The 25080-nt window shown below is 68.7% G+C and carries 22 protein-coding genes; 17 read left to right on the forward strand and 5 right to left on the reverse strand.

Features of this window, described 5'->3' with window-relative positions; translation table 11 throughout:
• The first annotated feature begins 10 nt into the window (after nt 1-10).
• The 3 genes from BR31_RS0118440 to BR31_RS0118450 all read left to right on the forward strand — a co-directional run bounded on the left by BR31_RS0118440 (nt 11) and on the right by BR31_RS0118450 (nt 2315).
• On the forward strand, nt 11-340 hold the full coding sequence (locus BR31_RS0118440; protein WP_027502270.1) for a TfoX/Sxy family protein: 330 nt from the start codon (nt 11-13) through the stop codon (nt 338-340).
• The gene (locus BR31_RS0118445; RefSeq protein ID WP_156042539.1) at nt 337-1683 is read left to right on the forward strand and encodes a DNA polymerase IV; all 1347 of its coding nucleotides are present in this window, start codon (nt 337-339) and stop codon (nt 1681-1683) included. Before BR31_RS0118440 ends, BR31_RS0118445 begins: the two co-directional genes overlap by 4 nt.
• A 137-nt stretch (nt 1684-1820) precedes the next feature.
• On the forward strand, nt 1821-2315 hold the full coding sequence (locus tag BR31_RS0118450; RefSeq protein WP_081830568.1) for a WKL family lipoprotein: 495 nt from the start codon (nt 1821-1823) through the stop codon (nt 2313-2315).
• 60 nt (nt 2316-2375) lie between these two features.
• Here the strand turns inward: BR31_RS0118450 and BR31_RS0118455 are convergent, their stop codons facing one another.
• Both BR31_RS0118455 and BR31_RS0118460 read right to left on the reverse strand, forming a co-directional pair.
• Entirely contained in the window at nt 2376-3116 is a 741-nt protein-coding gene (locus BR31_RS0118455; RefSeq protein ID WP_231496553.1) for a sensor domain-containing protein, read from the reverse strand.
• On the reverse strand, nt 3116-4045 hold the full coding sequence (locus BR31_RS0118460) for a hypothetical protein (RefSeq protein WP_442970226.1): 930 nt from the start codon (nt 4043-4045) through the stop codon (nt 3116-3118). The genes BR31_RS0118455 and BR31_RS0118460 overlap by 1 nt, the downstream gene beginning before the upstream one ends.
• 162 nt (nt 4046-4207) lie before the next feature.
• On the opposite strand from BR31_RS0118460, the gene lspA reads away from it, so the two are divergent.
• From lspA to rarD, 4 genes are read left to right on the forward strand one after another with little or no spacing between them, the layout of a single operon-like run.
• On the forward strand, nt 4208-4735 hold the full coding sequence (gene lspA / locus BR31_RS29190) for a signal peptidase II (protein WP_037177207.1): 528 nt from the start codon (nt 4208-4210) through the stop codon (nt 4733-4735).
• Nucleotides 4732-5658 carry an RluA family pseudouridine synthase gene (locus BR31_RS0118470; RefSeq protein WP_027502275.1) on the forward strand — a complete coding sequence of 309 codons (927 nt, stop codon included), beginning with the start codon at nt 4732-4734 and terminating at the stop codon, nt 5656-5658. The genes lspA and BR31_RS0118470 overlap by 4 nt, the downstream gene beginning before the upstream one ends.
• Nucleotides 5651-6310: a hypothetical protein gene (locus BR31_RS0118475; RefSeq protein WP_051637551.1), complete on the forward strand. Its 660-nt coding sequence runs from the start codon at nt 5651-5653 to the stop codon at nt 6308-6310. Before BR31_RS0118470 ends, BR31_RS0118475 begins: the two co-directional genes overlap by 8 nt.
• A gap of 59 nt (nt 6311-6369) precedes the next feature.
• A complete protein-coding gene (rarD, locus tag BR31_RS0118480; protein WP_231496565.1) occupies nt 6370-7221 on the forward strand; it encodes an EamA family transporter RarD in 852 nt (283 codons plus the stop codon).
• Nucleotides 7222-7224: 3 nt separating this feature from the next.
• Here the strand turns inward: rarD and BR31_RS0118485 are convergent, their stop codons facing one another.
• Nucleotides 7225-8280: an alpha/beta hydrolase gene (locus BR31_RS0118485; protein WP_231496555.1), complete on the reverse strand. Its 1056-nt coding sequence runs from the start codon at nt 8278-8280 to the stop codon at nt 7225-7227.
• A 197-nt stretch (nt 8281-8477) separates the two neighbouring features.
• On the opposite strand from BR31_RS0118485, the gene dnaE reads away from it, so the two are divergent.
• Nucleotides 8478-12020 (forward strand): DNA polymerase III subunit alpha, encoded by a 3543-nt coding sequence (dnaE, locus tag BR31_RS0118490; RefSeq protein ID WP_027502279.1) that lies wholly within the window; start codon nt 8478-8480, stop codon nt 12018-12020.
• Nucleotides 12021-12124: 104 nt separating this feature from the next.
• Nucleotides 12125-12976, forward strand: coding sequence for a TetR/AcrR family transcriptional regulator (locus BR31_RS0118495; RefSeq protein ID WP_027502280.1), 852 nt, complete (start codon nt 12125-12127; stop codon nt 12974-12976).
• Here the strand turns inward: BR31_RS0118495 and BR31_RS29195 are convergent.
• Entirely contained in the window at nt 12957-13214 is a 258-nt protein-coding gene (locus tag BR31_RS29195) for a hypothetical protein (protein ID WP_051637552.1), read from the reverse strand. The two genes, BR31_RS0118495 and BR31_RS29195, sit on opposite strands and share 20 nt — an antisense overlap.
• A gap of 111 nt (nt 13215-13325) precedes the next feature.
• Here BR31_RS29195 and BR31_RS0118505 point away from each other — a divergent pair, with 111 nt between their 5' ends.
• The 3 genes from BR31_RS0118505 to ilvA are packed head-to-tail and all read left to right on the forward strand — an operon-like array spanning nt 13326 to nt 16952.
• Nucleotides 13326-13760 carry a nitroreductase family deazaflavin-dependent oxidoreductase gene (locus tag BR31_RS0118505; RefSeq protein ID WP_027502281.1) on the forward strand — a complete coding sequence of 145 codons (435 nt, stop codon included), beginning with the start codon at nt 13326-13328 and terminating at the stop codon, nt 13758-13760.
• Nucleotides 13761-13773: 13 nt separating this feature from the next.
• Nucleotides 13774-15549 carry a pyruvate dehydrogenase gene (locus BR31_RS0118510; RefSeq protein WP_027502282.1) on the forward strand — a complete coding sequence of 592 codons (1776 nt, stop codon included), beginning with the start codon at nt 13774-13776 and terminating at the stop codon, nt 15547-15549.
• Between the two features lie 50 nt (nt 15550-15599).
• Nucleotides 15600-16952 carry a threonine ammonia-lyase IlvA gene (gene ilvA, locus BR31_RS0118515; RefSeq protein ID WP_027502283.1) on the forward strand — a complete coding sequence of 451 codons (1353 nt, stop codon included), beginning with the start codon at nt 15600-15602 and terminating at the stop codon, nt 16950-16952.
• Nucleotides 16953-16982: 30 nt separating this feature from the next.
• Here the strand turns inward: ilvA and BR31_RS0118520 are convergent, their stop codons facing one another.
• Complete coding sequence (locus tag BR31_RS0118520) at nt 16983-17393, reverse strand: hypothetical protein (protein ID WP_027502284.1); 411 nt, start codon at nt 17391-17393, stop codon at nt 16983-16985.
• Between the two features lie 427 nt (nt 17394-17820).
• Between BR31_RS0118520 and BR31_RS0118530 the strand changes: the two genes are divergently transcribed.
• The 5 genes from BR31_RS0118530 to BR31_RS0118550 are packed head-to-tail and all read left to right on the forward strand — an operon-like array spanning nt 17821 to nt 25078.
• Nucleotides 17821-19251 (forward strand): gamma-aminobutyraldehyde dehydrogenase, encoded by a 1431-nt coding sequence (locus tag BR31_RS0118530; RefSeq protein ID WP_027502285.1) that lies wholly within the window; start codon nt 17821-17823, stop codon nt 19249-19251.
• A 41-nt stretch (nt 19252-19292) separates the two neighbouring features.
• Nucleotides 19293-20648 (forward strand): 4-aminobutyrate--2-oxoglutarate transaminase, encoded by a 1356-nt coding sequence (gene gabT, locus BR31_RS0118535; protein WP_027502286.1) that lies wholly within the window; start codon nt 19293-19295, stop codon nt 20646-20648.
• Complete coding sequence (locus BR31_RS0118540) at nt 20641-22599, forward strand: primary-amine oxidase (protein WP_027502287.1); 1959 nt, start codon at nt 20641-20643, stop codon at nt 22597-22599. The genes gabT and BR31_RS0118540 overlap by 8 nt, the downstream gene beginning before the upstream one ends.
• Nucleotides 22600-22649: 50 nt before the next feature.
• Nucleotides 22650-23522: a universal stress protein gene (locus BR31_RS0118545; protein ID WP_027502288.1), complete on the forward strand. Its 873-nt coding sequence runs from the start codon at nt 22650-22652 to the stop codon at nt 23520-23522.
• A 5-nt stretch (nt 23523-23527) separates the two neighbouring features.
• Nucleotides 23528-25078: an APC family permease gene (locus tag BR31_RS0118550; RefSeq protein ID WP_027502289.1), complete on the forward strand. Its 1551-nt coding sequence runs from the start codon at nt 23528-23530 to the stop codon at nt 25076-25078.
• The last annotated feature ends 2 nt before the right edge of the window (nt 25079-25080 follow it).

Consider the following 25080-nt stretch of genomic DNA (forward strand, 5'->3'; position numbering starts at 1 on the left):
CTTCCCACCCATGAGCACCAGTAAGGAGACGGTCGCGCACGTCCTCGGGCAGCTCGAGCCTCTGGACGTGCGCGCCCGCGCGATGTTCGGCGAGTACGGGTTGTACTGCGACGAGAAGATGGTCGCGTTGATCTGTGACGACACCGTCTTCGTCAAACCGAGCGGGGTGTCGGACGACTATCTCGACGCGGTGTCGCTGGCCCCGCCGTATCCGGGTGCGAAGGACCACCTCGCGATCCCGCAAGAGCGGCTCGACGACACCGACTGGCTGCACGAGTTCATCCAGCGCACAGCCGATGTCCTGCCTGTGCCGAAGAAGAAGAAACCCAAGGCCAGATGACGCGACCGTCCACCTCGCGGCGCTGGGTGCTGCACCTCGACATGGACGCGTTCTTCGCCTCCGTCGAGCAGCTCACCCGGCCGACGCTGCGTGGGCGACCGGTGCTCGTCGGCGGGCTGGGCGGGCGCGGGGTGGTCGCGGGCGCCAGCTACGAGGCGCGCGCCTACGGGGCGCGGTCGGCGATGCCGATGCACCAGGCCAGGCGCATGGTCGGCGCGGGCGCGGTGGTGCTGCCCCCGCGCGGCGGCCTCTACTCGATGCTCAGCAAGACGGTCTTCGATGCCCTGCGCACCCGGATACCGGTGCTCGAGATGATCTCCATGGACGAGGCGTTCGGTGAGCCACCCGAGCTGGTCGGTGCCGACGCGGAGGCGGTGCGCGTGTTCGCGGAGGAGTTGCGTGCGCTGATCCGGGAGCGGACCGGGCTGGTGGCGTCGATCGGCGCCGGGTCGGGCAAACAGATCGCCAAGATCGCCTCCGGACTCGCGAAACCGGACGGGGTCCGGGTGGTCACCCCGGACGAGCAGCGCGGGCTGTTCGAGGCGCTGCCCGTCCGGAAGCTGTGGGGGATCGGCCCGGTCGCGGACGAGAAGCTGCGCAGGCTCGGGATCGAGACCATCGGCGGGCTGGCCGCCACCTCGTCGACCGAGGTCGTCTCGGTGCTCGGCGCGACGCTGGGGCCGAGCCTGCACCGCCTGGCGCAGGGGATCGACGACCGCCCGGTGGCCGAGCGCGCCGACGCCAAGCAGGTGAGCGCCGAGACCACGTTCGCCGCCGACCTGGTGACCATGGAGCAGCTGAGGTCGGCGGTCGAACGCACGGGAGCGGCCGCGCACGCCAGGCTGCTCGGCGACGGCCGCGCCGCAAGGACGGTGGTGTTGAAGCTGAAGAAGTCCGACATGGGCATCGTCACCCGGTCGGCCACCCTGCCGTACGCGACGACGGACCTGCAGACGCTCGTGGCCACCGCGCAGCGGCAGGTGATCGATCCGCTCGAGCTCGGCCCGGTACGACTGGTCGGGGTCTCGCTCGGGGGGCTCACCTCCGTTCGGCAGGGCTCGCTGTTCCCCGACCTGGACCAGGGCGATGTGATGCTCGTCACAGAAGTGGAGCGACCGGAGGTGGCGCCCGCGCCGGTGGTCGCGGTCGCGGACGCGGCGCGCTGGCGTCCCGGTCAGGACGTCGCGCACCGTGAGTTCGGTCACGGATGGGTGCAGGGCTGCGGACATGGCGTGGTCACGGTTCGTTTCGAGACCCGCTCGACCGGGCCGGGCCTCGCGCGTACCTTTGCCGAGGACGACGACGGACTTGCCCGCGCCGACCCCGAGGCGAGCCTTCATTAAGGATCACCTTATTTTTATGGTGTTGACTACTGTCACAGACAGACTTCGGTGGATGCCATAGTGGACGCAACCGCTGAATCGCTCTGACCACCAACGAGCACCGAGAACATGTTCACCCGAGAAAAGGAAATGCATTGATGCTCCGCAAGACCCTCATCGCCGGTGTCGCCGTGGCGGCCGCCCTCTCGCTCGCCGCCTGTGGTGACGACACCAACACGGCCGACAAGACCTCGACCGCCAAGGCCACCACCACCGCCGCCGCGAACGATGGAATCGATTACCCGCCCGCGCCCTCCGCGGTCGAGCTGAACGCGATGCTGGTCAAGGGCCTCGACCCGGCCACCCCGGCCGCCGAGAAGGTCACCCTCGTCCAGGACGGCGAGTCGGACCCGGGCCTGTTCGACGCGGTGGCCGCGGCCGCCAAGCAGTCCAACGCCACCGTGACCGTCGTCGACCCGATCCTCGACAACGGCGACGGCACCCTCACCGCCACCGTCAACATGGACATCGGCGGCCAGGTCAGCGCCGGCACCGCCGGCTTCGTGGTCGAGAACGGCCAGTGGAAGCTGTCGAAGGAGTACGCCTGCAACATCGTCAAGCTGGCGAACCTCACCTCGCCTGCCTGCGTCTGACGCTCAGCACGAACCCGACCGAATGCCGGTGCCCCGCAAGGGGTGCCGGCATTCGGCGTTTCAGACGGGAGCGGCCGCGCCGACCCGGTCCGCCGCGGTGCGCGCCAGCCGCGTGAGCAGGTCCTGGCCGATCGGCTGCTGACCGGATGCCACGAGCTGCACGAGGGTCGAGCCGACCTGGGCGATGATCACGTCCGAGGTCATCGTCACCCCGTCGCTGGACGTCAGCAGCCGGACCGCGACCGAGGCGTCGCCAACCGCGGGCTGATCGAGGCCGCCGAGGCGGTACTGCACCTCGAAACCGTCTGCGTCCGTGCCCCGGTACTCGGTGCACCCGGAGAGGGTGTCCTGGACGCGGTTCAGCGCCGCCGCGGCTCCGCCGTCCGGGTAGCTCGCGGCGTCGATGTCGATGCTGGTGAAGTCGGGACCGCCGAATCGCGCCACCGCGCGCGCCGTCGAACCGGGCGCCTGGTCCGCCACCTCGCGCAGCACGGCCGCACACGCCTGCGGATCGGTGCTCGACCGGTCGGCGGCGTCGTACTCGGGAGCGGGCGGCAGGCCAAGGTCCTGCACCGGATCCGCAAGGGGCGCAAAGCCGGTCGGTAGGTCGGTGGTGGTGAGCAGGGCCGCCTTCAGTCGGGCCGGGTCGGTGATCGGGCCCGCTCCTGCCGTCGCCGCGGCGGTGGCCCGGGCGGGCAGCGGGGGCAACGACGTGGGTGACTCCCCGCCGTCGGACCCGGCGCAGCCGGCCAGCAGCGGCAGTGCGACCGTCGCGCAGACGAGGGCGCGCGCGGCGCGCATCAACCCGCCCACTGCACGCGGTTGGTGATGGTCTGCCGAAGCGTCGTGGTGCCGTTCGGGTCGCGGTAGCTCTGGTGACCGCCGACGGTGACGTCCCCGCCGACGGGCAGCGGCTGATTCAGGTCGACGACCATGGTGCCGGTTCCCGTCATGACGTACGTGTCGATGTTGAGCCGGCTCGACTTGTCCGGCAGATCCCACACGGGCGACTCGGGCGTCTGCGTCACCGAGACGTCGACGGTGAGCCGGTCCCCGTCCCGCTCACGCAGGGTCGCGGTCGTCACCTGGTCGAGCGCGATCCCACTCATGACCTGCTGCCGGAGCGTCCAGACCGCCCCGATCCCGATCTCCGCGTCCGGGAACGACACCGTGCGATAGACGGACTGGTAGAAGGCCTGCTCGACGGCGGAACGCGCGATGTCCCGCGACTCGGGGTCGGGGGTGATCCGGAGCGAGGTGATGGCCCCGGTCGGCGTGACGGTGAGGCCCGCGCTCGAGCCCTCCGACTCCTTCAGCGCGTCGGACAGCCGCGGATCCGGGGTGCCGATCGAGCCGAGGGTCAGGTCCACCTGGACCGCCGGATCGGACTGCTCGCCGCGCACGGTCGCGGTGAGCGGGGTGCGCAGCTCCGGCGTCGAGAAGTCCTGCTGCGGCTGATCGTCGATCTGCTGGTAGACCTGCGAACTGGTGGTCAGCGTGGCGTGCTGCTCGGAACCGATCGGCGGGTGCACGGTGACCCGCTGACGCGGCTCGGCGCCCGGATCGAGGACGGTGGCCGTGACCGCCGAGACCGGGACGGTGACCTCGGTCGCGGACGCGGTCGCGATGTCGGTGGGGCCGGCATCACCGCCGGACCCGCACGCGGAGACCAGGGAGGTGAGGGCGAGGGTTGCGGCGACCAGGGCGGTCCGTCCAGAGAACACAGGCACCCGACCAGGTTAGCCACGGTTGGGTGTGGTGGGGCCCGGCGTGCCGCGGTAAGGGATGATGGCGGGGTGAGTGAAGCGGAAAATGCGGACAACCCCGACGCCGGGGCGAACGAGGCAACGGGAGGTGGAACCGAGGTGGCAGCCGCGCAGGCGCCACTGAGGATGCCGATGCTGGTCGCGATCGCGGCGCTGATCCTGGGACTGGACCTGGTCACCAAGATCCTCGCGGTGCGGCACATCAAGCCCGGTGACCCGATCAGCCTGATCGGCGACGTGGTGACGCTGACCCTGGTCCGCAACCCCGGTGCCGCTTTCTCGATGGCCACCGGGATGACCTGGGTGCTGACCCTGGTCGCGATCGGCGTGGTGATCGGCGTCATCAAGATCGGCAGGACGCTGCGGTCGCCGTGGTGGGCGCTCGGCCTCGGCCTGGTGCTCGGCGGCGCGCTCGGAAACCTGATCGACCGGATCTTCCGCGCCCCTGGCCCGCTGCAGGGCCACGTCGTCGACTTCGTGTCGGTCGGCTGGTGGCCGGTGTTCAACGTCGCGGACTCGGCGATCGTCTGCGGCGCCATCCTGCTGGTCGCGCTCACCCTGTTCGGGTTCGAACCGGACGGGACAAGGGCGGGCTCGGAGTCCGAGGCCGCCGCACCCTCGGGCGCCGATGCCGGTAAGGCGACGGGCGCATGAGGGAGACACGGTCGATGCCCGTCCCGGACGGGCTCGAGGGCATGCGCGTCGATGCCGGCCTGGCCCGACTGCTCGGCCTGTCGCGGACCGCGGTCGCCGCACTCACCGACGAGGGCGCGGTCCTGCTCGACGGCACCGCGGTGGGCAAGTCGGACCGGCTGCCCGCAGGCGCCTGGCTCGAGGTCGAACTGCCCGAGCCGGCACGGCCGCTGACGGTGGAGGCGCAGCCGGTCGAGGGCATGGCGATCCTGTACTCGGACGACGATGTCGTGGTGGTGGACAAGCCGGTCGGCGTCGCCGCGCACGCCAGTGTCGGGTGGACCGGGCCGACGGTCATCGGCGGGCTCGCCGCGGCGGGCTTCCGCATCTCCACCTCCGGCGCGCACGAGCGGCAGGGCATCGTGCACCGGCTCGACGTCGGCACCTCCGGGGTGATGGTGGTCGCGACCAGCGAGCGCGCGTACACGCTGCTCAAGCGCGCGTTCAAGCAGCGCACCATCGACAAGCGGTACCACGCCCTCGTCCAGGGCCACCCCGACCCGAGCAGCGGCACGATCGACGCCCCGATCGGACGGCACCGAAGCAACGACTGGAAGTTCGCGGTCACCGCGGACGGCAAGCCCAGCATCACGCACTACGACACGGTGGAGGCGTTCCAGGCCGCCAGCCTGCTCGACATCCACCTGGAGACCGGGCGCACGCACCAGATCCGGGTGCACTTCGCGGCGCTCCGGCACCCCTGCTGCGGTGACCTGACCTACGGCGCCGACCCCCGCCTCGCGGAGCGGCTCGGCCTCGAACGGCAGTGGCTGCACGCCCGCTCGCTCGGGTTCGCGCATCCGGCGGACGGTCGCTGGATGGAGATCACCAGCGACTACCCGAAGGACCTGCAATACGCCCTCGAGGTCCTCAGGAGTGCGTGACCGGGCCGGGGCGGTCACGGCGATCTGCTGTGCTCTCGCCCTGGCGGTGCTGGTCGTGGTGCTCGGCCTCGCCAACCCGCCGCGGCCGACGCCGATCGCGACCGACCGGCTCGGTCCCGACAACGGCGAGGCCGTCGCGGACTACCTCGATCGAGCGGCCAGCTCGGTCGCCGGGTCCGACACCGATCAGCACTGGGCGTTGGTCTCGCTCGGTCCCGAGGCGACAGTGGATCAGGCGTACCGCCTCGCAGGCGGCGTCCGGATCTCGCAGGTGCTGTTCCAGGTGCCGATCGAACGGGTGCAGACGCAGCTGATCGTCGTGGACGTGCCCGCGGACGAGGCGGCGGTGCGCCGCTCCCCGCTGGTCGCGGCAGGCCGACTGCAGGGCTCGGCGGGGGAGTGGGACCGGCAGGCCCGCATCGATGCGGTGTCGGCCGGACGCCTGGCGGACGGGTGCGCCTGCGTGGTCGGGATGACCGTGCGCGGCGACCTCGCGCAACTCCGCGCCCTGGCGTCCAAGCCGGGCGTCCGGGCGGTCGAGGCGCTGCCTGCGGACGCCGTCCACGGACGGTTCGCGGTGGTCCCGTTGCTGCCCGAGCACGTCGAGGTGGTTCGGCCCGGCCCTGACGACGGTGAGGTTCCGGCCCGGTGAGCCCCTCGCCCAGATCGGACGGCGAACTCGGGGTCGCGGCGGCAGTCGGGGCGCACCTGATGTGGGGGATGTTCCCGATCTTCTTCGGGCTGCTGGCCCCGGCGGGTGCGGTCGAGATCCTGGCGCACCGCATGCTGTGGACGCTGCTGGTGATGCTGACGATCGGCGCGCTGCTGCGCAGGCTGTCGCGACTGCGCACCCTCACCCCGAAGGCAACCGTGATCGTGGCGGCGGCCGCGCTGATGATCTCGGTCAACTGGGGCACCTACATCTACGGCGTCCTGTCGGGGCGGGTGGTCGAGACCGCGCTCGGGTACTTCGTCAATCCACTCGTCAGCGTGCTGCTCGGGATGATCGTCTTCCGGGAGCGGGTCAACCGGTGGCAGGCGGCCGCGCTGGCACTCGCGGCGGTCGCGGTGCTGGTGCTCACCCTCGACTACGGCAGGCCGCCGTGGATCGCCCTCGTCCTGGCCATGAGCTTCGGCGCCTACGCGCTGCTCAAGAAGGTGGTCCCGCTCGACCCGGTGACCAGCCTCACCGCCGAGGGCGTCGTGACGGCGCCGTTCGCGATCGGGTACCTGGTCTTCCTCTCCGTCACCGGGACGGGCACGTTCGTCGGCAACGGCGCCGGCCATACGCTGCTCCTGATGGCCGCGGGCGTGGTGACGGCGGCGCCCCTGCTGCTGTTCGGTGCGGCCGCCAAGCGGGTGCCGCTGGTGGCCCTCGGGATCATCCAGTACCTGACCCCGTCGCTGCAGATGCTGTGGGGGGTCGCGGTGCTGCACGAGGACATGCCCGGCACGCGGTGGGCGGGATTCGCGCTGATCTGGCTGGCGCTGCTGATCTTCACCACCGACGCGGTTCGCCGGGTGCGTCGGTCCCGCCGCGAGGTCCTGATCCCGGCGCGCTGACCGTCACGGCGCGGTGTGCGCCTTCAGGAACTCGACGGTCCGCTCCAGCGCACGCACACCGTCCTCGTTGTCCAGATCGAACTGGTACTCGTGCGGCAGCGCCGGCTCGTGGTCCTCGGGGTAGAACAGCGTCGTGACCTCGACACCGAGCCCGCCGAGCTCGGTCGCCAGCGGCTTGGACTGCTCGTCGGTCAGCGGATCCCCGTTGCCGCCGCTGATATAGGTGGGCGGGAACTGCGCGGTGACGTGGCGCATCGTCGACATCTGCGCGATCGCCGTCGAGTCCTCGAAGTCGCGGCTGCCGGTGTACGCCCACAGCGACTGGTCCGCGCCCCAACCGACGATGCCGGACCCGCCCGTCATCTTGTCGACCTGGTAGATCCCGCAGTTGAGCACGACCCCGCGCAGCTGCTCGGGGCGCAGCGCGGGGGTGATGTCGAGCTCGCGCGCGTACCCGGGATCGGTGACGAGGGTGGCCAGCTGGCTGGAGAGCTGCGCGCCGGCCGAGTCCCCGGCGAGCACGATGCGGGTCGGATCGACGTGCAGTCGCTCGGCATTCGCGATGACATAGGCGTGCGCGTCGTTGAGCTGGTGCACCGCGGTCGGATAGGTGTGCTCCGGTCCCAGCGAGTAGTCGAGCGAGACGACCGTGAACCCCCGCTCCGCGAGCAGTTGGTAGTACGGGGCGTAGTGCGACTTGTCGCCGGAGATCCAGGCGCCGCCGTGGGTCCAGATCACCGTCGGCAACGGCGCCGTCGTCGCCTCGGGGAAGTAGACGTCGAGGAGGGCGTCGGGGTCGCCGTCCCGGTACTGCTGATCGGTGATCGAGGCGATGCCCTGCGGGGTGTGCTTCTCCAGGGCGGTGGTGGTCTTCGCCGCGCCGCGGTCGAACACGAAGCGGACGACCATGCTGCCGGGCCACGGGCTGACGGTGAAGGCGACGACCGCGGCCAGGACGAGCGCGAGCAGGATGCCGACGACCCAGAGGATCCGCCGTTTCCATCGCGGGCGCGGTCGGGCGCTCGGGGAGGGCGATTCGCTCTGGGTGTCGATGGTCACAGACTCTCCTCGGTGGGGTCGGTCGTCAGTATCACCGATCGCGGCAAAGGGTCGCGGTTAACACACCGCCCGCCGCGCTCCACCCCGGCGCGGGTGACCGAAGCTGTCGGCCCCAGCGCCTACACTCGGTTCGCTAGTGATGAGGGCGCCGGAAGCATCGGGGCGCTCCAAGTCCTTCCAGAGCTAGAGAGGCGCGCGTGGCTGACTCGTTCGTTCATCTGCACAATCACACCGAGTACTCGATGCTCGATGGTGCGGCCAAGGTCGGTCCGCTCTTCAAGGAAGCCCAGCGGCTGGGGATGACCGCGGTCGGAATGACCGACCACGGCAACATGTTCGGTGCCAGCGAGTTCTACAACGAGGCGAAGAAGCACGACATCACGCCGATCATCGGGATCGAGGCGTACATCGCGCCGGAGTCCCGGTTCAACACCAAGCGCGTCCTGTGGGGCGACCGCAGTCAGAAGTCCGACGACGTCTCCGGTAGCGGTGCCTACACCCACATGACGATGGTCGCCGAGAACGCGACCGGCGTCAGGAATCTGTTCAAGCTCTCCTCCCGAGCCTCGATCGAGGGCCAGCTCGGCAAGTGGGCCCGGATGGACGAGGAGATCATCGCCGAGCACCACGAGGGGATCATCGCGACCACCGGTTGCCCCTCCGGTGAGGTGCAGACCAGGCTCCGTCTCGGCCACGATCGCGAGGCCCTCGAGGCCGCCGCGAAGTGGCAGGAGATCTGGGGCAAGGACAACTTCTTCCTCGAGCTGATGGACCACGGACTGTCCATCGAGCGCCGGGTGCGCGAGGGCCTGCTCGACATCGGTCGCAAGCTGGGCATCCCGCCGCTCGCGACGAACGACTGCCACTACGTCACCAAGGACGCCGCCGAGAACCACGAGGCGCTGCTCTGCATCCAGACCGGCAAGACGCTCAGCGACCCGGCCCGGTTCAAGTTCGACGGCGACGGCTACTACCTCAAGTCGGCCGAGGAGATGCGCGCGATCTGGGACGACGAGGTACCGGGCGCCTGCGATTCGACGCTGCTGATCGCCGAGCGGATCCAGCCCTACGACGAGGTGTGGAAGCACCGCGACCGGATGCCGATCTTCCCGGTGCCCGAGGGTGAGACCCAGGCCAGCTGGCTGCGCAAGGAGGTGCTGGCCGGCCTCGACCGCCGTTTCCCCGGTGGGCCGCCGCAGGAGTACCTGACCCGGGCCGACTACGAGATCGACGTCATCAACGAGATGGGTTTCCCTGCCTACTTCCTCGTCGTCGGCGACCTGATCAACCACGCCAAGGAGGTCGGCATCCGCGTCGGCCCCGGCCGAGGTTCCGCGGCAGGCTCGCTCGTCGCCTACGCGATGGGCATCACCAACATCGACCCGATCCCGTACGGCCTGCTGTTCGAGCGGTTCCTCAACCCCGAGCGCGTCTCGATGCCCGATATCGACATCGACTTCGATGATCGCCGCCGCGGCGAGATGGTCCGCTACGCCACCGACAAGTGGGGCAGCGACCGGGTGGCCCAGGTCATCACGTTCGGCACCATCAAGACGAAGGCCGCGATCAAGGACTCGGCCCGCGTCCAGTTCGGCCAGCCCGGTTTCGCCATCGCCGATCAGATCACCAAGGCGCTGCCGCCGCCGATCATGGCCAAGGACATCTCGGTCTCCGGCATCACCGACCCCGAGCACGAGCGCTACAAGGAGGCAGCCGAGGTCCGGGCGCTGATCGACTCCAACCCGGACGTCGCGAAGATCTACCAGACCGCGAAGGGGCTCGAGGGCCTGATCCGCAACGCAGGCGTGCACGCCTGCGCGGTGATCATGTCGTCCGAGCCGCTCACCGACGCGATCCCCGTGTGGAAGCGCGCGCAGGACGGCGCCATCATCACCGGCTGGGACTACCCGTCGTGTGAGGACATCGGCCTGCTCAAGATGGACTTCCTCGGACTGCGGAACCTGACGGTCATCGGTGACGCGCTCGAGAACATCAAGGCGAACCGGGGCATCGACCTCGACCTGGACACCATCCCGATGGATGATCCGGCGACCTACGAGCTGCTCTCCCGCGGCGACACCCTCGGGGTGTTCCAGCTCGACGGCGGCGGCATGCGGGAGCTGCTGAAGCTGATGCAGCCGACCGGATTCGGCGACATCGTCGCCGCGCTCGCGCTCTATCGTCCCGGCCCGATGGGCATGAACGCGCACACCTCCTACGCCAAGCGCAAGAACGCGCTCGAGGAGGTCAGCCCGATTCACCCCGAGCTGGAGGAGCCGCTCAAGGACATCCTCTCGGAGACCTACGGCCTGATCATCTATCAGGAGCAGATCATGCAGCTGGCCCAGAAGGTGGCCGGCTACTCACTGGGTCGAGCAGACATCCTGCGCCGCGCCATGGGCAAGAAGAAGCAGTCGGTGCTCGAGGCCGAGTTCGAGGGCTTCGAGGCGGGCATGCTGGCCAACGGCTTCGGTGCCAAGGCCATCAAGGCGCTGTGGGACACGGTGCTGCCCTTCGCCGGGTACGCGTTCAACAAGTCGCACTCGGCCGGTTACGGCCTCGTCTCCTACTGGACGGCGTACCTCAAGGCAAACTACCCGGCCGAGTACATGGCCGGCCTGCTCACCTCGGTGGGCGACGACAAGGACAAGTCCGCGATCTACCTGGCCGACTGCCGGAAGATGGGCATCACGGTGCTGCCGCCGGACGTCAACGAGTCGGAGGTCAACTTCGCCTCGGTCGGCAGCGACATCCGCTTCGGCATGGGCGCGGTTCGCAACGTCGGCGCGAACGTGGTGGCCTCGATCATCAAGGCGCGCACGGAGAAGTCGAAGTTCACCGATTTCTCGGACTACCTCAACAAGATCGACGTGGTCGCCTGCAACAAGAAGGTCACCGAGTCGCTCATCAAGGCGGGTGCCTTCGATTCGCTCGAGCACCCGCGCAAGGGGTTGTTCCTGGTCCACACCGACGCCATCGAGTCGGTGCTGGGCACCAAGAAGGCCGAGGCGGTCGGGCAGTTCGATCTCTTCGGCGACGCGGGCGGCGGCGGGGACGACTCGCTCTCCTCGGTGTTCGCGATCCGGATCCCCGACGAGGAGTGGGAAACCAAGCACCGCCTCGCGCTGGAGCGGGAGATGCTGGGGCTCTACGTCTCCGGCCACCCGCTCAACGGCGTCGAGCACATCCTCCGGCAGCAGTCCGACACCTCGATCGCCTCGATCCTCGAGGGTGAGGTCAAGGACGGCGCCCAGGTGACCATCGGCGGCATCATCGCCTCGGTGGACCGGCGGATCAACAAGAACGGTCTGACCTGGGCCATCATCCAGCTCGAGGACCTCGTCGGCGGTATCGAGGTGCTGTTCTTCCCGCAGGCCTACTCGGTCTACGGCATGGACATCTCGGAAGACGCCATCGTGCTGGTGAAGGCGAGGGTCTCGATCCGTGACGACCGGATGTCGCTGATCGGCAACGACCTCGCGGTGCCCGACCTCTCCGCGGTCGGGGTGGCGAAGCCGGTGGCGGTGAGCCTGCCGACGCGGCTGTGCACCGAGGACAAGGTCGGCGCGCTCAAGCAGGTGCTGACCCGGCACCCCGGCACCTCGGACGTGCACCTGCGATTGATCAGCGGCGACCGGATCACCACCCTCAAGCTGGACGACAGCCTGCGGGTGGAGCCGTCCTCCGCGTTGATGGGCGACCTGAAGGCGTTGCTCGGACCGGGCTGCCTGGCCGGCTGAGCCGCACCGGGGGAACGCCGCAGCGTGGTATGCCGATCTCCATCTCCTTTATGTCGTAAGGAAATGATTCCCGCAATTGCTTACCTCGTAAGGAGTTGTTCTCGGTGAGTGTGGTTGCAGGTCAGGGCGATGCAGTCCGATCGATGGCACTGCTGTGGCGAGCGCAGGGCGCGGGCGGCCCTGGGTCCGCGCAGGGCCGGGGCCCCGCACCGGGCCCGAGGCAGGCGCTGACCGTCGACGAGATCGTCGCGGCGGCGATCGAGGTGGCGGACGAGGCCGGGATGGCGGGACTGTCCATGCGTGCGGTCGGCGCTCGGCTCGGCCGCACGGCGATGGCGCTGTACACCTACGTGCCCAGCAAGGCCGAGTTGGTGGACCTGATGTACGACAGGGCGCACGGTGAGCTGCCGACGTCCTACGACCTCGCCGAGGGGTGGCGGCCGGCCGTCACATCGTGGGCCCGCGACCTGTGGGCCTTCTATATCCGGCATCCGTGGACGCTCACGGTCTCCTATGCGCGGCCTGTGCTCGGGCCCGACGAGCAGGCCGTCCTCGAGGCGCTGGTGCGGATCCTGTTCGAGGCCGGACTGTCCGCCCGGGTCCTGCGCCGCGTCGTCGGCGCGTTGTTCCACTTCGTGCGCGGCGCCGCCGCGGCTGTCGCCGATTCGCGGCGGGCGGCCGACGCGACCGGGATGTCGGACGAGCAGTGGTGGTCGACGCGATCCGCACTGCTGCAGCAGGTGGCCCCGGATTTCGCCGAGCGCTTTCCGATGTTGGTGCGGCTTGGGGTCGAGGCCGCCGCGGAGGAGCGGGGTGCGTACCTGGAGGGCGGGCGAGCGCCGCATCTCGAGGACGAGGCGACCGAGAACTTCTCGGTCGGGCTCGACGTGCTGCTGGACGGGATCGAGCGCAGACGCTCGGCCAAGCGGGAGGTGGCTAGCGCCCGGCCCGCGTGACCCGGTCGCCGGCCCCGTACAGGCGGCGCGCCCACCACACGACCACGGTGGCGGCGGCGGCGACCAGCACGGCGGGCTGCATCGCCTGGGTGATGACGAGCAGGGCGACGAACGTCAGCAGGCCCGCGACCAGCGCCTCGAGCTTGTACAGCGGCCAGTCGGTACCCGCCAGATTCACCGAGGCGCCACGGCCGCGCGCGCTGCGGTGCGGCGTGGCTGCGAAGTCGGCGGTGGTCATGAGTTCAGGCTACTAGGAGATCGAAGTTCGGTCCAACGAACACTTGAGTTCGCCAATCGGACTTCGGCCTGTCGGGCTGCGCCGCCGTGGCCACGGGTGTTCACTGGTGGCATGCCGCTGACAGGAGAGTACGAGCCCAGTCCGACGAAGTGGTCCGCCGATCAGGCCGAGCTGTACGAGAGGTCCGGCGGCACCGAGGGCACGACCATGCAGGGCAAACCGGTGGTCTTGCTCACCACCAAGGGCGCCAAATCCGGCAAGCTTCGCAAGGCCCCGCTGATGCGCGTCGAGCACGAGGGGGAGTACGCGATCGTCGCCTCGCTCGGCGGCGCGCCGAAGCATCCGGTCTGGTACCACAATGTCATCGCGAATCCGCAGGTCGAACTCCAGGACGGACCCGTGAAGCGGGACATGATCGCGCGCGAGGTGACCGGCGACGAGAAGGCCGTGTGGTGGGAGCGTGCCGTCGCGGTCTGGCCCGACTACGCGGAGTACCAGAAGAAGACCGACCGCCAGATCCCCGTGTTCGTGCTCACCCCGCAGTAGCAGGAGGGCCGCCGTGGCCGCGGAGACCGTTGCAGACCAGATCGTGTCCCAGCTCGTCGCCGCGGGTGTCCGCCGGATCTACGGAATCGTGGGCGACAGCCTCAACCCGATCGTCGACGCGGTCCGCCGGACCGGCGGCGCGGCCACGGGCGGAATCGACTGGATCCACGTGCGGCACGAGGAGGCTGCGGCCTTCGCGGCGTCGGCCGAAGCGCAGATCACCGGTGAGCTGGCCGTCTGTGCGGGATCCTGCGGGCCGGGCAACCTGCACCTGATCAACGGGTTGTACGACGCGAACCGGTCGGGTGCGCCGGTGCTCGCCATCGCCTCGCACATCCCGAGCACCCAGATCGGTACCGGCTACTTCCAGGAGACCCACCCGGACCGGTTGTTCGTCGACTGCTCGCAGTACTCGGAGATGATCAGCACCCCGGCACAGTCGCCGCGGATCGTGCACACCGCGATGCAGCACGCGCTCGGCCGATCGGGGGTCGCGGTGATCACGGTGCCCGGCGACATCGCCGACTATCCGGCCGCGGGCACCCCGCCGACGCTGGTCGGGACGCGCGCGCCCGCCGTCGTGCCCGACGACGCCGACGTCCGGGTGCTCGCCGACGCGATCAACGGCGCCGAGCGGGTCGCGATCTTCGCGGGCATGGGTGTCCGCGGCGCCAGGGACGAGCTGTTGTCCCTCGCCGACACCGTGGCCGCGCCGATGGGCCACACGCTGCGCGGCAAGGAGTGGATCCAGTACGACAACCCGTTCGATGTCGGCATGACCGGACTGCTGGGCTACGGCGCCGCGCACGACGGTATGCACGGTGCGGATCTGCTGCTCCTGGTCGGCACCGACTTCCCGTACGACCAGTTCCTGCCCGTCGATGTCCGCACCGCGCAGATCGACGTCGCGAGGGAGAAGCTGGGCAGGCGCACGAGCCTCGATCTCGCGGTGCACGGCGACACGGTCAGCACGCTCCGGGCGCTGAACCCCCTGGTGCACCGCAAGACCGACCGGGCGTTCCTCACTGAGTCGCTCGATCGGCACCGCACCCTGATGGAGAAGGTGGTCGGGGCGTACACGAGCCCGGTCAAGCAGCGCACGCCGATCCATCCGGAGTACGCGGCGTCGATCCTCGACGACCTCGCGGCGGAGGACGCGGTGTTCACGGCCGACACCGGGATGTGCAACGTGTGGACCGCGCGCTATCTGAACCCGAACGGGTCGCGGCGATTCCTGTCGTCGGCGCTGCACGGTTCGATGGCCAACGCGCTGCCGCACGCGATCGGTGCGCAGCTCGCCGCGCCGGACCGGCAGGTGATCTCGGTGTCCGGCGACGGCGGGTTGTCGATGCTGCTCGGCGAGCTCGTCACCGTCGCGTCGTTCCGGATCCCGGTCAAGATCGTGGTGTTCAACAATTCGACCCTCGGGATGGTCAAGCTCGAGATGCTGGTCGACGGGCTGCCGGACTTCGGCGTGGACGTGCCCGCGGTCGACTACGCCGCCGTGGCGAACGCCCTCGGCATCTTCGCCCGGCGGATCGAGGACCCGGGCGACATCGAGACCGGATTGCGGGAGGTGCTGGCGCATCCCGGGCCGGCGTTGGTCGACCTCGTGACGGATCCGAATGCGCTGTCGTTGCCGCCGACGATCACCGGCGGCCAGGTCAAGGGCTTCGCCCTCGCGATGTCGAAGATGGTGATGAACGGCGGGGTCGGCGAGGCCGTGCAGATGGCGAAGTCCAATCTGCGGAACATCCCGAGGCCCTCGCAGTTCGACCCCCGTGGCTGAGATGCCGGGTCGGGTCGCCGGGCCGCGGGCGCAGGTGGCAGCATATTGAGGTGTCGAAATCCCCGGAACTCGCCGACCTGATGGCCACTCTGCCGCTCGATGCGGATGAGATCGATGCTGCCCAGAGGCGAATTTCGGACGTCGTTGCGGTGACCCCGCTCCAGTTCAGCGACCGGCTGTCGGCGGCAACCGGCGCGAAGGTGTACCTCAAGCGCGAGGACCTGCAGGTCGTCCGGTCGTTCAAGCTGCGCGGCGCGTACAACCTGATGGTCCAGCTCACCCCGCAGGAGCGGGAGTCGGGCGTGGTGTGCGCCAGCGCCGGCAACCACGCGCAGGGCGTGGCCTACGCCTGCAGGACGATGCAGATCCGCGGCCGGATCTACGTGCCCGCCAACACGCCGCGACAGAAGCGCGACCGAATCAAGGCGCACGGCGGCTCGTTCGTCGAGTTGATCGCCATTGGCAAGACCTACGACGCCGCCGCGGCGGCGGCCAAGGACGACGTCGCGCGGACCGGCGCGACGATGGTGCCGCCCTTCGACGATCCGCGGACCGCCGCCGGTCAGGGGACCATCGCTGCCGAGATCGTGGAACAGCTCGGCGAAGAGCCGGGCACGGTGATCGTCCCGGTCGGCGGCGGTGGGCTGATCGCGGGCATGGCCACGTACCTGCACGAGCGCTCGCCGCACACCGCGATCGTCGGTGTCGAGCCGAGCGGCGCGGCATCGATGACGGCGGCACTGGTCGCGGGCGCGCCGGTGACGCTGCCCGAGATCGACCCGTTCGTCGACGGCACCGCGGTCCGGCGAATCGGCGACCTGCCGTTGGAGGTGATGTCAGCGCTCGGCGCAGGCGTCGTCTCGCACGGCTCGCTGCCGCTGGTGGCCCAGCCGCGTTCGGGCATCGCGGGCGAAGGCACCTTCGCGATGATCCACGCGGACGAGGGAGCGGTCTGCACGGCATTGCTCGGCCTCTACCAGAACGAGGGCATCATCGCCGAACCGTCGGGTGCGCTGTCGGTGGCGGCACTGGAACTGGTGAAGGTCAAGCCGGGGAGCACGGTCGTCTGCCTTATCTCGGGCGGCAACAACGACGTCTCGCGCTACGGCGAGATCCTCGAGCGTTCGCTGGTTCATCTCGGGCTCAAGCATTATTTTCTTGTGGACTTCCCGCAGGAGCCGGGTTCGCTGCGCCGGTTCCTCGACGAGGTGCTAGGTCCTGAGGACGACATCACCCTCTTCGAATACGTCAAGCGGAACAACCGCGAGACGGGTGAGGCGCTGGTGGGCATCGAGCTCGGCGCGGCCGAGGGGTTGCCCCCGCTGCTGGAGCGCATGCACGAGTCCGGTGTGCACGTCGAGCAGCTCGAGCCCGGCTCGCCTGCCTACCGCTACCTCACGTAGACAGGGCGTGAGTCGGGCCGACGGTCGTGATCAGGGGAGGGTCCGCACGAAGTCGAAGAAGGCGGGTGCCAAAGCGGGATTCGCGTTGCTCGACCCGCTGATGGCGCCTGCCGCGCCGCCGATCACGGCACCGGGGATGCATCCAACGAACAGGAACAGGACGCAGCCGACCACGGCTCCGACGCCGGCCCCGATGTTCGCGTTGATGTTTCCGCCACCCATCCAGCCGATCTCGAATTGCGTGACCAGGTTGTCATAGGCTTCCTGGCTGTACACCTCATGGGGTTCGAGTACTCCGGTCAACGGATCCGGGGTCTCGGGGGCCTGGTAGGTGATGGTCGTGTCATCCGGGGGTGGCGGTGCGGCGTAGGAAGTACCGGCGCCGATCCCCATCGTCGCGATGACCAATACGGAGAGCGTCGTGCCTTTGTGAAGTTTCACTTGGGGGCTCCTCTCATTCCAAGGAGACGGCCCCGATCTGGTCTAAGACCGTCCGGAACATCGCTTCGAATGATAACCGCCGATCTGCCCGAATAGCCATCCTCCAGATGTCCACGATCGCGATCACGGTCGGCGAAGTTTCGTGCCGAAACCGCCTCTGAGCAGTGCGATTCCGTCTACTCTGATGGGACGCAGGAGGCGGCATCTGATGCCCGAACGGGCTCCTGTCATACTGCCGACGAGGGTGCGCCGCCGGCCGGGGATTCCACGTCTTGTCGAAGGTGTTCTCGCAGAGGGCAATCCATGTCGTGCCGCCCGGGGATGGGTTCGTCGGCCGGGTCCGGTACGCCTGCGCGGATGCGGCGATGAGGCGCACACTTGTCCCAGCTCGTGAACTCGCAACCGTCTGGCGGAGGTGTGGGAATCCATGGCAGTCGAACTACTCGAGAACTACGTCAACGGTCGCTTCGTCGCCTCCACGGCAACGGATTCGATCGAAGTGGTGAATCCGGTGGATGAGACGGTGGTCGCCAGGGCGCCGATCTCCACCAAGGCCGACGTCGACGCCGCAGTTGCGGCGGCCAGGGAGGCGTTCAAATCGTGGGGGCGGACCACTCCTGGCGTCCGGCAGGCCGCGCTGCTCGCGCTCGCCGATGCGATCGAGGCGCACAGTGACGAGCTCGTCGACGCCCAGTGCCGCAACACCGGCCAGCCGAAGGCTGTCATCGCGGCAGAGGAGGTGAAGGTCGGGGCCGATCAGCTCCGGTTCTTCGCCGGCGCGGCCCGCATGCTCGAGGGCAAGTCGGCGGGTGAGTACATGGACGGGTTCACCTCATACGTCCGGCGTGAGCCGATCGGGGTTGTCGGTCAGGTGACACCGTGGAACTACCCGTTCATGATGGCGATCTGGAAGGTCGGGCCCGCGCTCGCCGCCGGGAACACAGTGGTGCTCAAGCCGAGCGACACCACCCCCGAGAGCACGCTGGTGCTCGCCCGGCTCACGAAGGGGATCCTGCCCGACGGCGTGCTGAACGTCGTGCTGGGCAACGGCGGCACCGGCGCGACTCTCGTCGAGCACCCGGACCTCGGACTGGTCTCGATCACCGGGTCGGTCCGTGCGGGTATCGCGGTGGCGGTGTCGGCGGCCAAGCAGGTCAAACGCGCCCACCTCGAACTCGGTGGCAAGGCACCCGCGGTGGTGTTCGCCGACGTCGACGTCGACAAGGCCGCGGGTGGGATCGCGGAGGCGGCTTTCTTCAACGCAGGCCAGGACTGCACGGCGGTGACGAGGGTGCTGGTGCAGGAGGCGATCCACGACGAGTTCGTCGACGCGCTCGTGGCCAAGGCGAAGGGCCTCAAGACCGGCCTTCCCACCGACCCGGACACCTTCTACGGACCGCTCAACAACGTCAACCACTTCACGGCCGTGACCGGCAAGATCGCGGCGTTGCCCGCGCACGCGAGGATCGTCACCGGGGGAAAGCGGCTGGGGGAGCAGGGCTTCTTCCTCGAACCGACCATCGTCACCGGCGTGCGGCAGGACGACGACATCGTGCAGGAGGAGACGTTCGGCCCGGTGCTGACCGTCCAGTCCTTCACCGACGAGGAACAGGCCGTCGAACTCGCCAACGATGTCCGGTACGGCCTCGCCTCGAGCGTGTGGACGAGGGACCACGGAACGGTGCAGCGGATGTCCGCCGCACTCGATTTCGGGGCGGTGTGGGTGAACTGCCACATCCCGCTCGTGGCGGAGATGCCGCACGGTGGCTTCAAGTACTCCGGATACGGCAAGGATCTCTCGGCATACGGGGTCGAGGACTACACCCGGCTCAAGCACGTCATGAGTTCCCACGACTGAGCGCGAATCGCACCCACTCCGCACACTCGAGGATTGCCGCCATGGACGCACTCCGGTACCGACTGCCGCAGGAACGGACGCTCCGCATGCCGCTCCCCGGTCCGAGATCGCAGGCCCTCACCGCGCGCCGGAGGGCATCGGTGGCGGCCGGGGTCGGGTCGAGCGTTCCCGTCTACGCGGCGGACGCCGACGGCGGCGTGCTGGTCGATGTGGACGGGAACTCGCTCATCGATCTGGGGGCTGGCATCGCGGTCACCAGTGTCGGCGCCTCCAACCCCGCGGTCGCGCAGGCGGTCTCCGAGCAGGCCGTGCATTTCGCGCACACCTGTTTCATGGTCACCCCGTACGAGGGATACGTCAGGGTCGCCGAGGAACTGGCCGCGCTGACCCCGGGTACCCACGAAAAGCGTTCGGTGCTGTTCAACTCCGGCGCGGAGGCGGTCGAGAACGCGGTCAAGGTGGCGAGGCTGGCGACCGGCAGGAACGCCGTCATCGCCTTCGACCACGCCTACCACGGACGCACGAACCTGACGATGGCGTTGACCGCGAAGGCGATGCCCTACAAGGCGAACTTCGGTCCGTTCGCCCCGGAGATCTACCGGATGCCGATGTCGTACCCGTTCCGCGACGAGGCCGGACTCAGCGGCGACGAGTCGGCGCGCCGGGTCATCAGTCAGATCGAGAAGCAGATCGGTGCCGACACGGTGGCCGCGATCGTCATCGAACCGATCCAGGGCGAGGGCGGGTTCATCGTGCCCGCACCGGGATTCTTGCCCGCACTTGTCGAATGGGCACGCTCGAACGAGGTCGTCTTCATCGCCGACGAGGTGCAGACCGGCTTCGCCCGCACCGGGACCTGGTTCGCCAGCGAGGACGAGGCCATCGTGCCGGACATCATCACGATGGCCAAGGGCATCGCGGGCGGCCTGCCGCTCGCCGCGATCACCGGCAGGGCCGAGTTGCTCGATGCGGTGCATCCCGGCGGGCTCGGCGGCACCTATGGCGGCAACCCGATCGCGTGCGCGGCCGCGCTCGCCTCGATCGAGTCGATGCGCGAGCTGGACCTGGCGGGGCGGGCCCGGCAGATCGGGGAGCTGGCGCAGCGCCGACTGCGCGCGCTGGCGTCCGAGGTGGGGGTGATCGGCGAGGTGCGGGGCCGCGGGGCCATGCAGGCGATGGAGTTCGTCCGCCCTGGCGGCACCGAACCGGACCCGGACATCACCAAGGCCATTGCGGCACAGGCGCTCGAACAGGGCGTCATCGTGCTCACCTGCGGTACCTACGGCAACGTGATCCGGCTGCTCCCGCCGCTGGTGATCGGCAAGGAACTGTTCGGCGAGGCCCTCGACGTGCTCGAAGCAATCATCCGATCTCTGGCAGGGAGCAACCGTGGCTGACAACTCTCATCCGCTCGACCCGCTCTCGTCCGACGAGTTCGCCGCGGTCGCGGCGGTACTCGCCCGCGATCACGGGGTCGGACCGGGCTGGCGGTACGCCTCGATCGAACTCGCCGAGCCGTCGAAGGCCGAGATCGCCGCGTTCGACGCGGACGGGACGGCACCCGACCGCCGTGCGCACGTGGTGTGTTTCGAGCGGGCCGAGAACAAGACCTACAAGGCCCTGGTCTCGCTCACCGCGGACTCGGTGCTGACGTGGCGACATGTTCCCGGGGTGCAGGCGAACTTCACCGTCGACGAGTGGGAGGAGTGCGACGAGGTCCTGCGCAACCACCCGGATGTCATTGCGGCGTTGGCGAAGCGGGGGATCACGGACATGAGCCTGGTGTTCATGGACACCTGGACCTACGGCGAGGCCGTCATCCCCGACAAGTACAAGGGCCGCAGGCTCGGCTGGTCGGACACCTGGGTCAAGGCCGCCGAGGGGGCGAATCCCTATGCGGGACCGGTCAACGGCTTCCACTGTGTGATCGACGTCAACAGCATGGAGCTGTTGGAGATCGAGGACACGTTCTCCGTGGACCGGCCGGAGATCATGGGGGAGTACGTGCCGCGGCACATCCCGGAGCGGATCAGGAACGCCAGCACCCGCGAGCCGCTCCGACCGCTGGAGATCACCCAGCCGGACGGACCCTCCTTCACCCTCGAGGGCAACAAGCTGACCTGGCAGAACTGGTCGCTGCGGGTGGGTTTCAACTACCGCGAGGGGATGACCCTGCACGCGATCACCTACGACGACAACGGCCGCGTGCGGCCGATCGCCAACCGGCTCTCGTTCGCGGAGATGGTCGTGCCGTACCGGGACCACTGCGAGGACCACTACCGCCGCACCGCCTTCGACATCGGCGAGTGGGGTATCGGGTTCATGACCACCTCGCTCGAGCTGGGCTGCGACTGCCTCGGCGAGATCCGGTACCTCGACGCGGTGCTGCACAACAGCAAGGGTGAGCCGTACACGATCAAGAACGCGATCTGCATCCACGAGGAGGACAACGCGGTCCTCTGGAAGCACGTCGACCACGACGGGGCGCAGGTGCGCCGGATGCGCAGGCTCACGGTCTCCTTCCACGTCACCGTCGCGAACTACGAGTACCTCACCTACTGGCGCTTCTACCAGGACGGCAACATCGAATGTGAGGTCCGCGCAACGGGAATCATGGTGGTCAGCCACTTCGACGAGGGCGCAACGCACCCGCACGGCACGCTCGTGGACGAGCGCACCTATGCGCCCTACCACCAGCACTTCCTGGTCGCCCGGATGGACCTCGACATCGACGGCACCGAGAACACGGTGTACGCCACCGAGACCGAGATGGTCCCGATGGGCCCGGACAATCCGTACGGGCTGTCGCTGCGGCAGCGCAACACCCCGCTGCGCACCGAGGAACAGGGCAAGCAGGATTTCGACTGGCAGTCCCAGCGGGCCTGGAAGGTGGTCAACGACAACACCACCAACGGCCTCGGAACCGCGCCCGCGTACAAGCTGGTCCCAGGAGGGGCGTTCCCCTCGATGTTCGACCCGGCATCGCCGATCTTCCAGCGCAGCCAGGTGATCGGGCACACCCTCTGGGTGACGCCGAACGAGCCGGAGGAGCGTTGGCCCTCGGGTGAGTTCGTCAACCAGAGCGGCGTCGACCACGGACTACCCGAGTGGACCAAGGCGAACCGATCCATCGAGAACACCGACGTCGTGCTCTGGTATGTCTTCGGGATCCACCACATCACCAGGCCCGAGGACTGGCCGGTGATGCCCGCGGACACGGTGAGCTTCTGGCTCAAGCCGGTCGGCTTCTTCGATCGCAACCCGGCACTGGACGTGGCACCGACGCCCGCGAAGGACTGTCACGCCGACGCGGGCGGCCACAGCTGCCATCCCGAGGGGGAGGCGTGATCGTGGACCGCTGAAGTTCCTGACCGCTCACCGACGATTGGTTGGCCGACATGCGATTGGTAGTGGGGTATCTCGCAACTCCCAGCGGCGCGGACGGTCTCGCGCTCGGCGTTCTGCTGGCCCGCAGCCTCGGCGCAGAGATCGACATCTGCCTGGTGCTACCCGACGAGGCGCCGGTGCCGACGAGGATCCGCGTCGACTCGGCATACGAGGAGCTGCTGTCCGATCAGGCGGTGGAATGGCTGGTCGAGGCGCGGGCCACCGTTCCCGACGACGTCATCGTTCGGACCCACCTGCGCTCCAACGAGTCCTTCGCCCAGGGATTGCTCGACATCGCCGACGAGCTCGACGCGGAGATGATCGTCATCGGGGCCTCAGGGGACGGACTGCTGGGGCGGCACTCGATCGGGTCGGTCACCGGCGAACTGTTGCACTGCGCGCACCTGTCGATGGCGCTCGCACCGCGGGGTATGAGGCATTCGGCCGCGAAGAAGATCGGCAGCGTCACCTGCGCGCTCGGCACCCGCGCTGGAGCCGGTCTGCTGTTGCGGGAGGCGGTTGCGGTGAGCAGGCGGGCGATGGCCCCGCTGCGGCTGGTGTCCCTTGTGCCACTCGACATGTCCCGTCGCATGCGCTCGGACACACCGGAATCGGCCCGCCAACGGGCCATGGCGCATGCGGCCGAGGTCCTCGAGTCCGCGAGATCCGGGCTACCCGAGGACATCGCGGTCGAGTCGGAGATCGCGGACGGTGCGAACGTCGAATCGGCGGTGAGCAAGTTGGAGTGGAGCGACGGGGATCTGATCATGGTCGGTTCCAGCCGCCTCGCCCGCCCGCGTCACCTCTTCCTCGGATCGACGGTGTCCAAGATGCTCCGGGTGGTTCCGGTTCCGATGATCGTCGTGCCGAAAGAGGAGGTCTGACGACCATGGCCGGTCAAGCGGATCGTCCCGCGTCGGGTGGCCTGGTCTCCAAGGGGCTGGCGCCGGGCAAGATCGGCACCTTCTCGGGGGCGGTCATCGGGATCTCCTGTGTGGCACCCGGGTACACCCTGACCGCGAGCATCGGCCTGATCGTGGCCGCGGTGGGCCTGAAGATGCCCGCCATCTTCATCGCCGGCTTCATCCCGATGTTCCTCACCGCGTACGCGTACCGGGAGCTCAATGCGGAATCGCCCGACTGCGGCGCGTCGTTCACCTGGTCCACCAAGGCATTCGGGCCGTACGTGGGCTGGATGTGCGGGTGGGGCATGGTGATGGCCACCATCATCGTGCTCTCCAACCTGGCCGCGATCGCTGTGGAGTTCTTCTACCTGTTCCTGGCTCGCGTCTTCGACCAACCGTCGATCGGCGACCTGGCGGACCACAAGGCCGTGAACATCGCCACCACCCTCGCCTTCCTCGCCATAGCGACCTGGATATCGGGCCGAGGCATCACCACCAGTCAGCGAATCCAGTTCGTGCTGGTCGGCTTTCAGATGGTGGTGCTCCTGGTCTTCGTGATCGCCGCGTTCGTGCGGGTGGCCTCGGGTTCGGCGCCCGCCGGTCTCGAGTTCGACCCCTCCTGGTTCAACCCGTTCACCGGGCTCGCGCTCGGCGCGTTCGTGGTGGGGGTGACCGGCTCGATCTTCGCCTTCTGGGGATGGGACACCTGCCTCACCCTCGGCGAGGAGTCGAAGGATCCGACGAAGACCCCCGGCCGGGCGGGACTGCTGTGCGTCGTGTCGATCCTGGTGACCTACCTGCTGGTGGCTGTCGCGGTGATGATGTACGCGGGGGTGGGCGAGGACGGTCTCGGTCTCGGCAATCCGGACAACTCCGAGAACGTGTTCGGTGCGCTGGCCGAACCGGTGCTCGGCCACTGGGCGGGCCTGCTGCTGTTCCTGGCCGTGTTCGCCTCGTCGATCGCCAGCCTGCAGACGACGTTCCTGCCCGCCGCCCGGACGATGCTGGCGATGGGCGCGTACGGGGCGTTTCCGCGCAAGCTCGCCGAGGTGAACCCGCGGTTCCTGGTGCCCACCTATGCGACGGTGGTGGCGGGCGTGGTGACCGGGGCGTTCTACACGGTCGTCTCGTTGCTGTCGGAGCGGGCGTTGCTGGACACCATTGCCGCGCTGGGGATCATGATCTGCTGGTACTACGGCATCACGGCGTTCGCGTGTGTCTGGTACTTCCGGCACGAGCTCTTCACCAGCGCCAGGAATGTCGTGTTCAAGTTCCTGTTCCCGCTCATCGGCGGCATCATGCTGGCGACGGTGTTCGTGATCTCGGTGGGGGAGAGCATGAACCCGGACAACGGCAGCGGCGCGTCGATCGGCGGCATCGGGTTGGTGTTCTTCATGGGCTTCGGTGTGCTGCTGCTCGGCGCGGTGCTGATGCTGGTCATGCGGCTGCGCCAGCCGGATTTCTTCCTCGGCCGCACCCTGACCCGGGACACCCCCGCACTCTCGGGCGAGGCGGACATCGCGGCGCGGCAGTGAGC

It is taken from the genome of Rhodococcus sp. UNC363MFTsu5.1, from assembly GCF_000686785.1.
In the GTDB taxonomy this organism is placed as follows: domain Bacteria; phylum Actinomycetota; class Actinomycetes; order Mycobacteriales; family Mycobacteriaceae; genus Rhodococcus_G; species Rhodococcus_G maanshanensis.

Excerpts from the sequence above, each read along its gene's own strand:
- BR31_RS0118440 (WP_027502270.1), top strand. The coding sequence starts at position 11 with ATGAGCACCAGTAAGGAGACGGTCGCGCACGTCCTCGGGCAGCTCGAG.
- BR31_RS0118445 (WP_156042539.1), top strand. The coding sequence starts at position 337 with ATGACGCGACCGTCCACCTCGCGGCGCTGGGTGCTGCACCTCGACATG.
- BR31_RS0118450 (WP_081830568.1), top strand. The coding sequence starts at position 1,821 with ATGCTCCGCAAGACCCTCATCGCCGGTGTCGCCGTGGCGGCCGCCCTC.
- BR31_RS0118455 (WP_231496553.1), bottom strand. The coding sequence starts at position 3,116 with ATGCGCGCCGCGCGCGCCCTCGTCTGCGCGACGGTCGCACTGCCGCTG.
- lspA (WP_037177207.1), top strand. The coding sequence starts at position 4,208 with ATGCCGATGCTGGTCGCGATCGCGGCGCTGATCCTGGGACTGGACCTG.
- BR31_RS0118470 (WP_027502275.1), top strand. The coding sequence starts at position 4,732 with ATGAGGGAGACACGGTCGATGCCCGTCCCGGACGGGCTCGAGGGCATG.
- rarD (WP_231496565.1), top strand. The coding sequence starts at position 6,370 with ATGTGGGGGATGTTCCCGATCTTCTTCGGGCTGCTGGCCCCGGCGGGT.
- BR31_RS29195 (WP_051637552.1), bottom strand. The coding sequence starts at position 13,214 with ATGACCACCGCCGACTTCGCAGCCACGCCGCACCGCAGCGCGCGCGGC.
- BR31_RS0118505 (WP_027502281.1), top strand. The coding sequence starts at position 13,326 with ATGCCGCTGACAGGAGAGTACGAGCCCAGTCCGACGAAGTGGTCCGCC.
- BR31_RS0118530 (WP_027502285.1), top strand. The coding sequence starts at position 17,821 with ATGGCAGTCGAACTACTCGAGAACTACGTCAACGGTCGCTTCGTCGCC.
- gabT (WP_027502286.1), top strand. The coding sequence starts at position 19,293 with ATGGACGCACTCCGGTACCGACTGCCGCAGGAACGGACGCTCCGCATG.
- BR31_RS0118545 (WP_027502288.1), top strand. The coding sequence starts at position 22,650 with ATGCGATTGGTAGTGGGGTATCTCGCAACTCCCAGCGGCGCGGACGGT.
- BR31_RS0118550 (WP_027502289.1), top strand. The coding sequence starts at position 23,528 with ATGGCCGGTCAAGCGGATCGTCCCGCGTCGGGTGGCCTGGTCTCCAAG.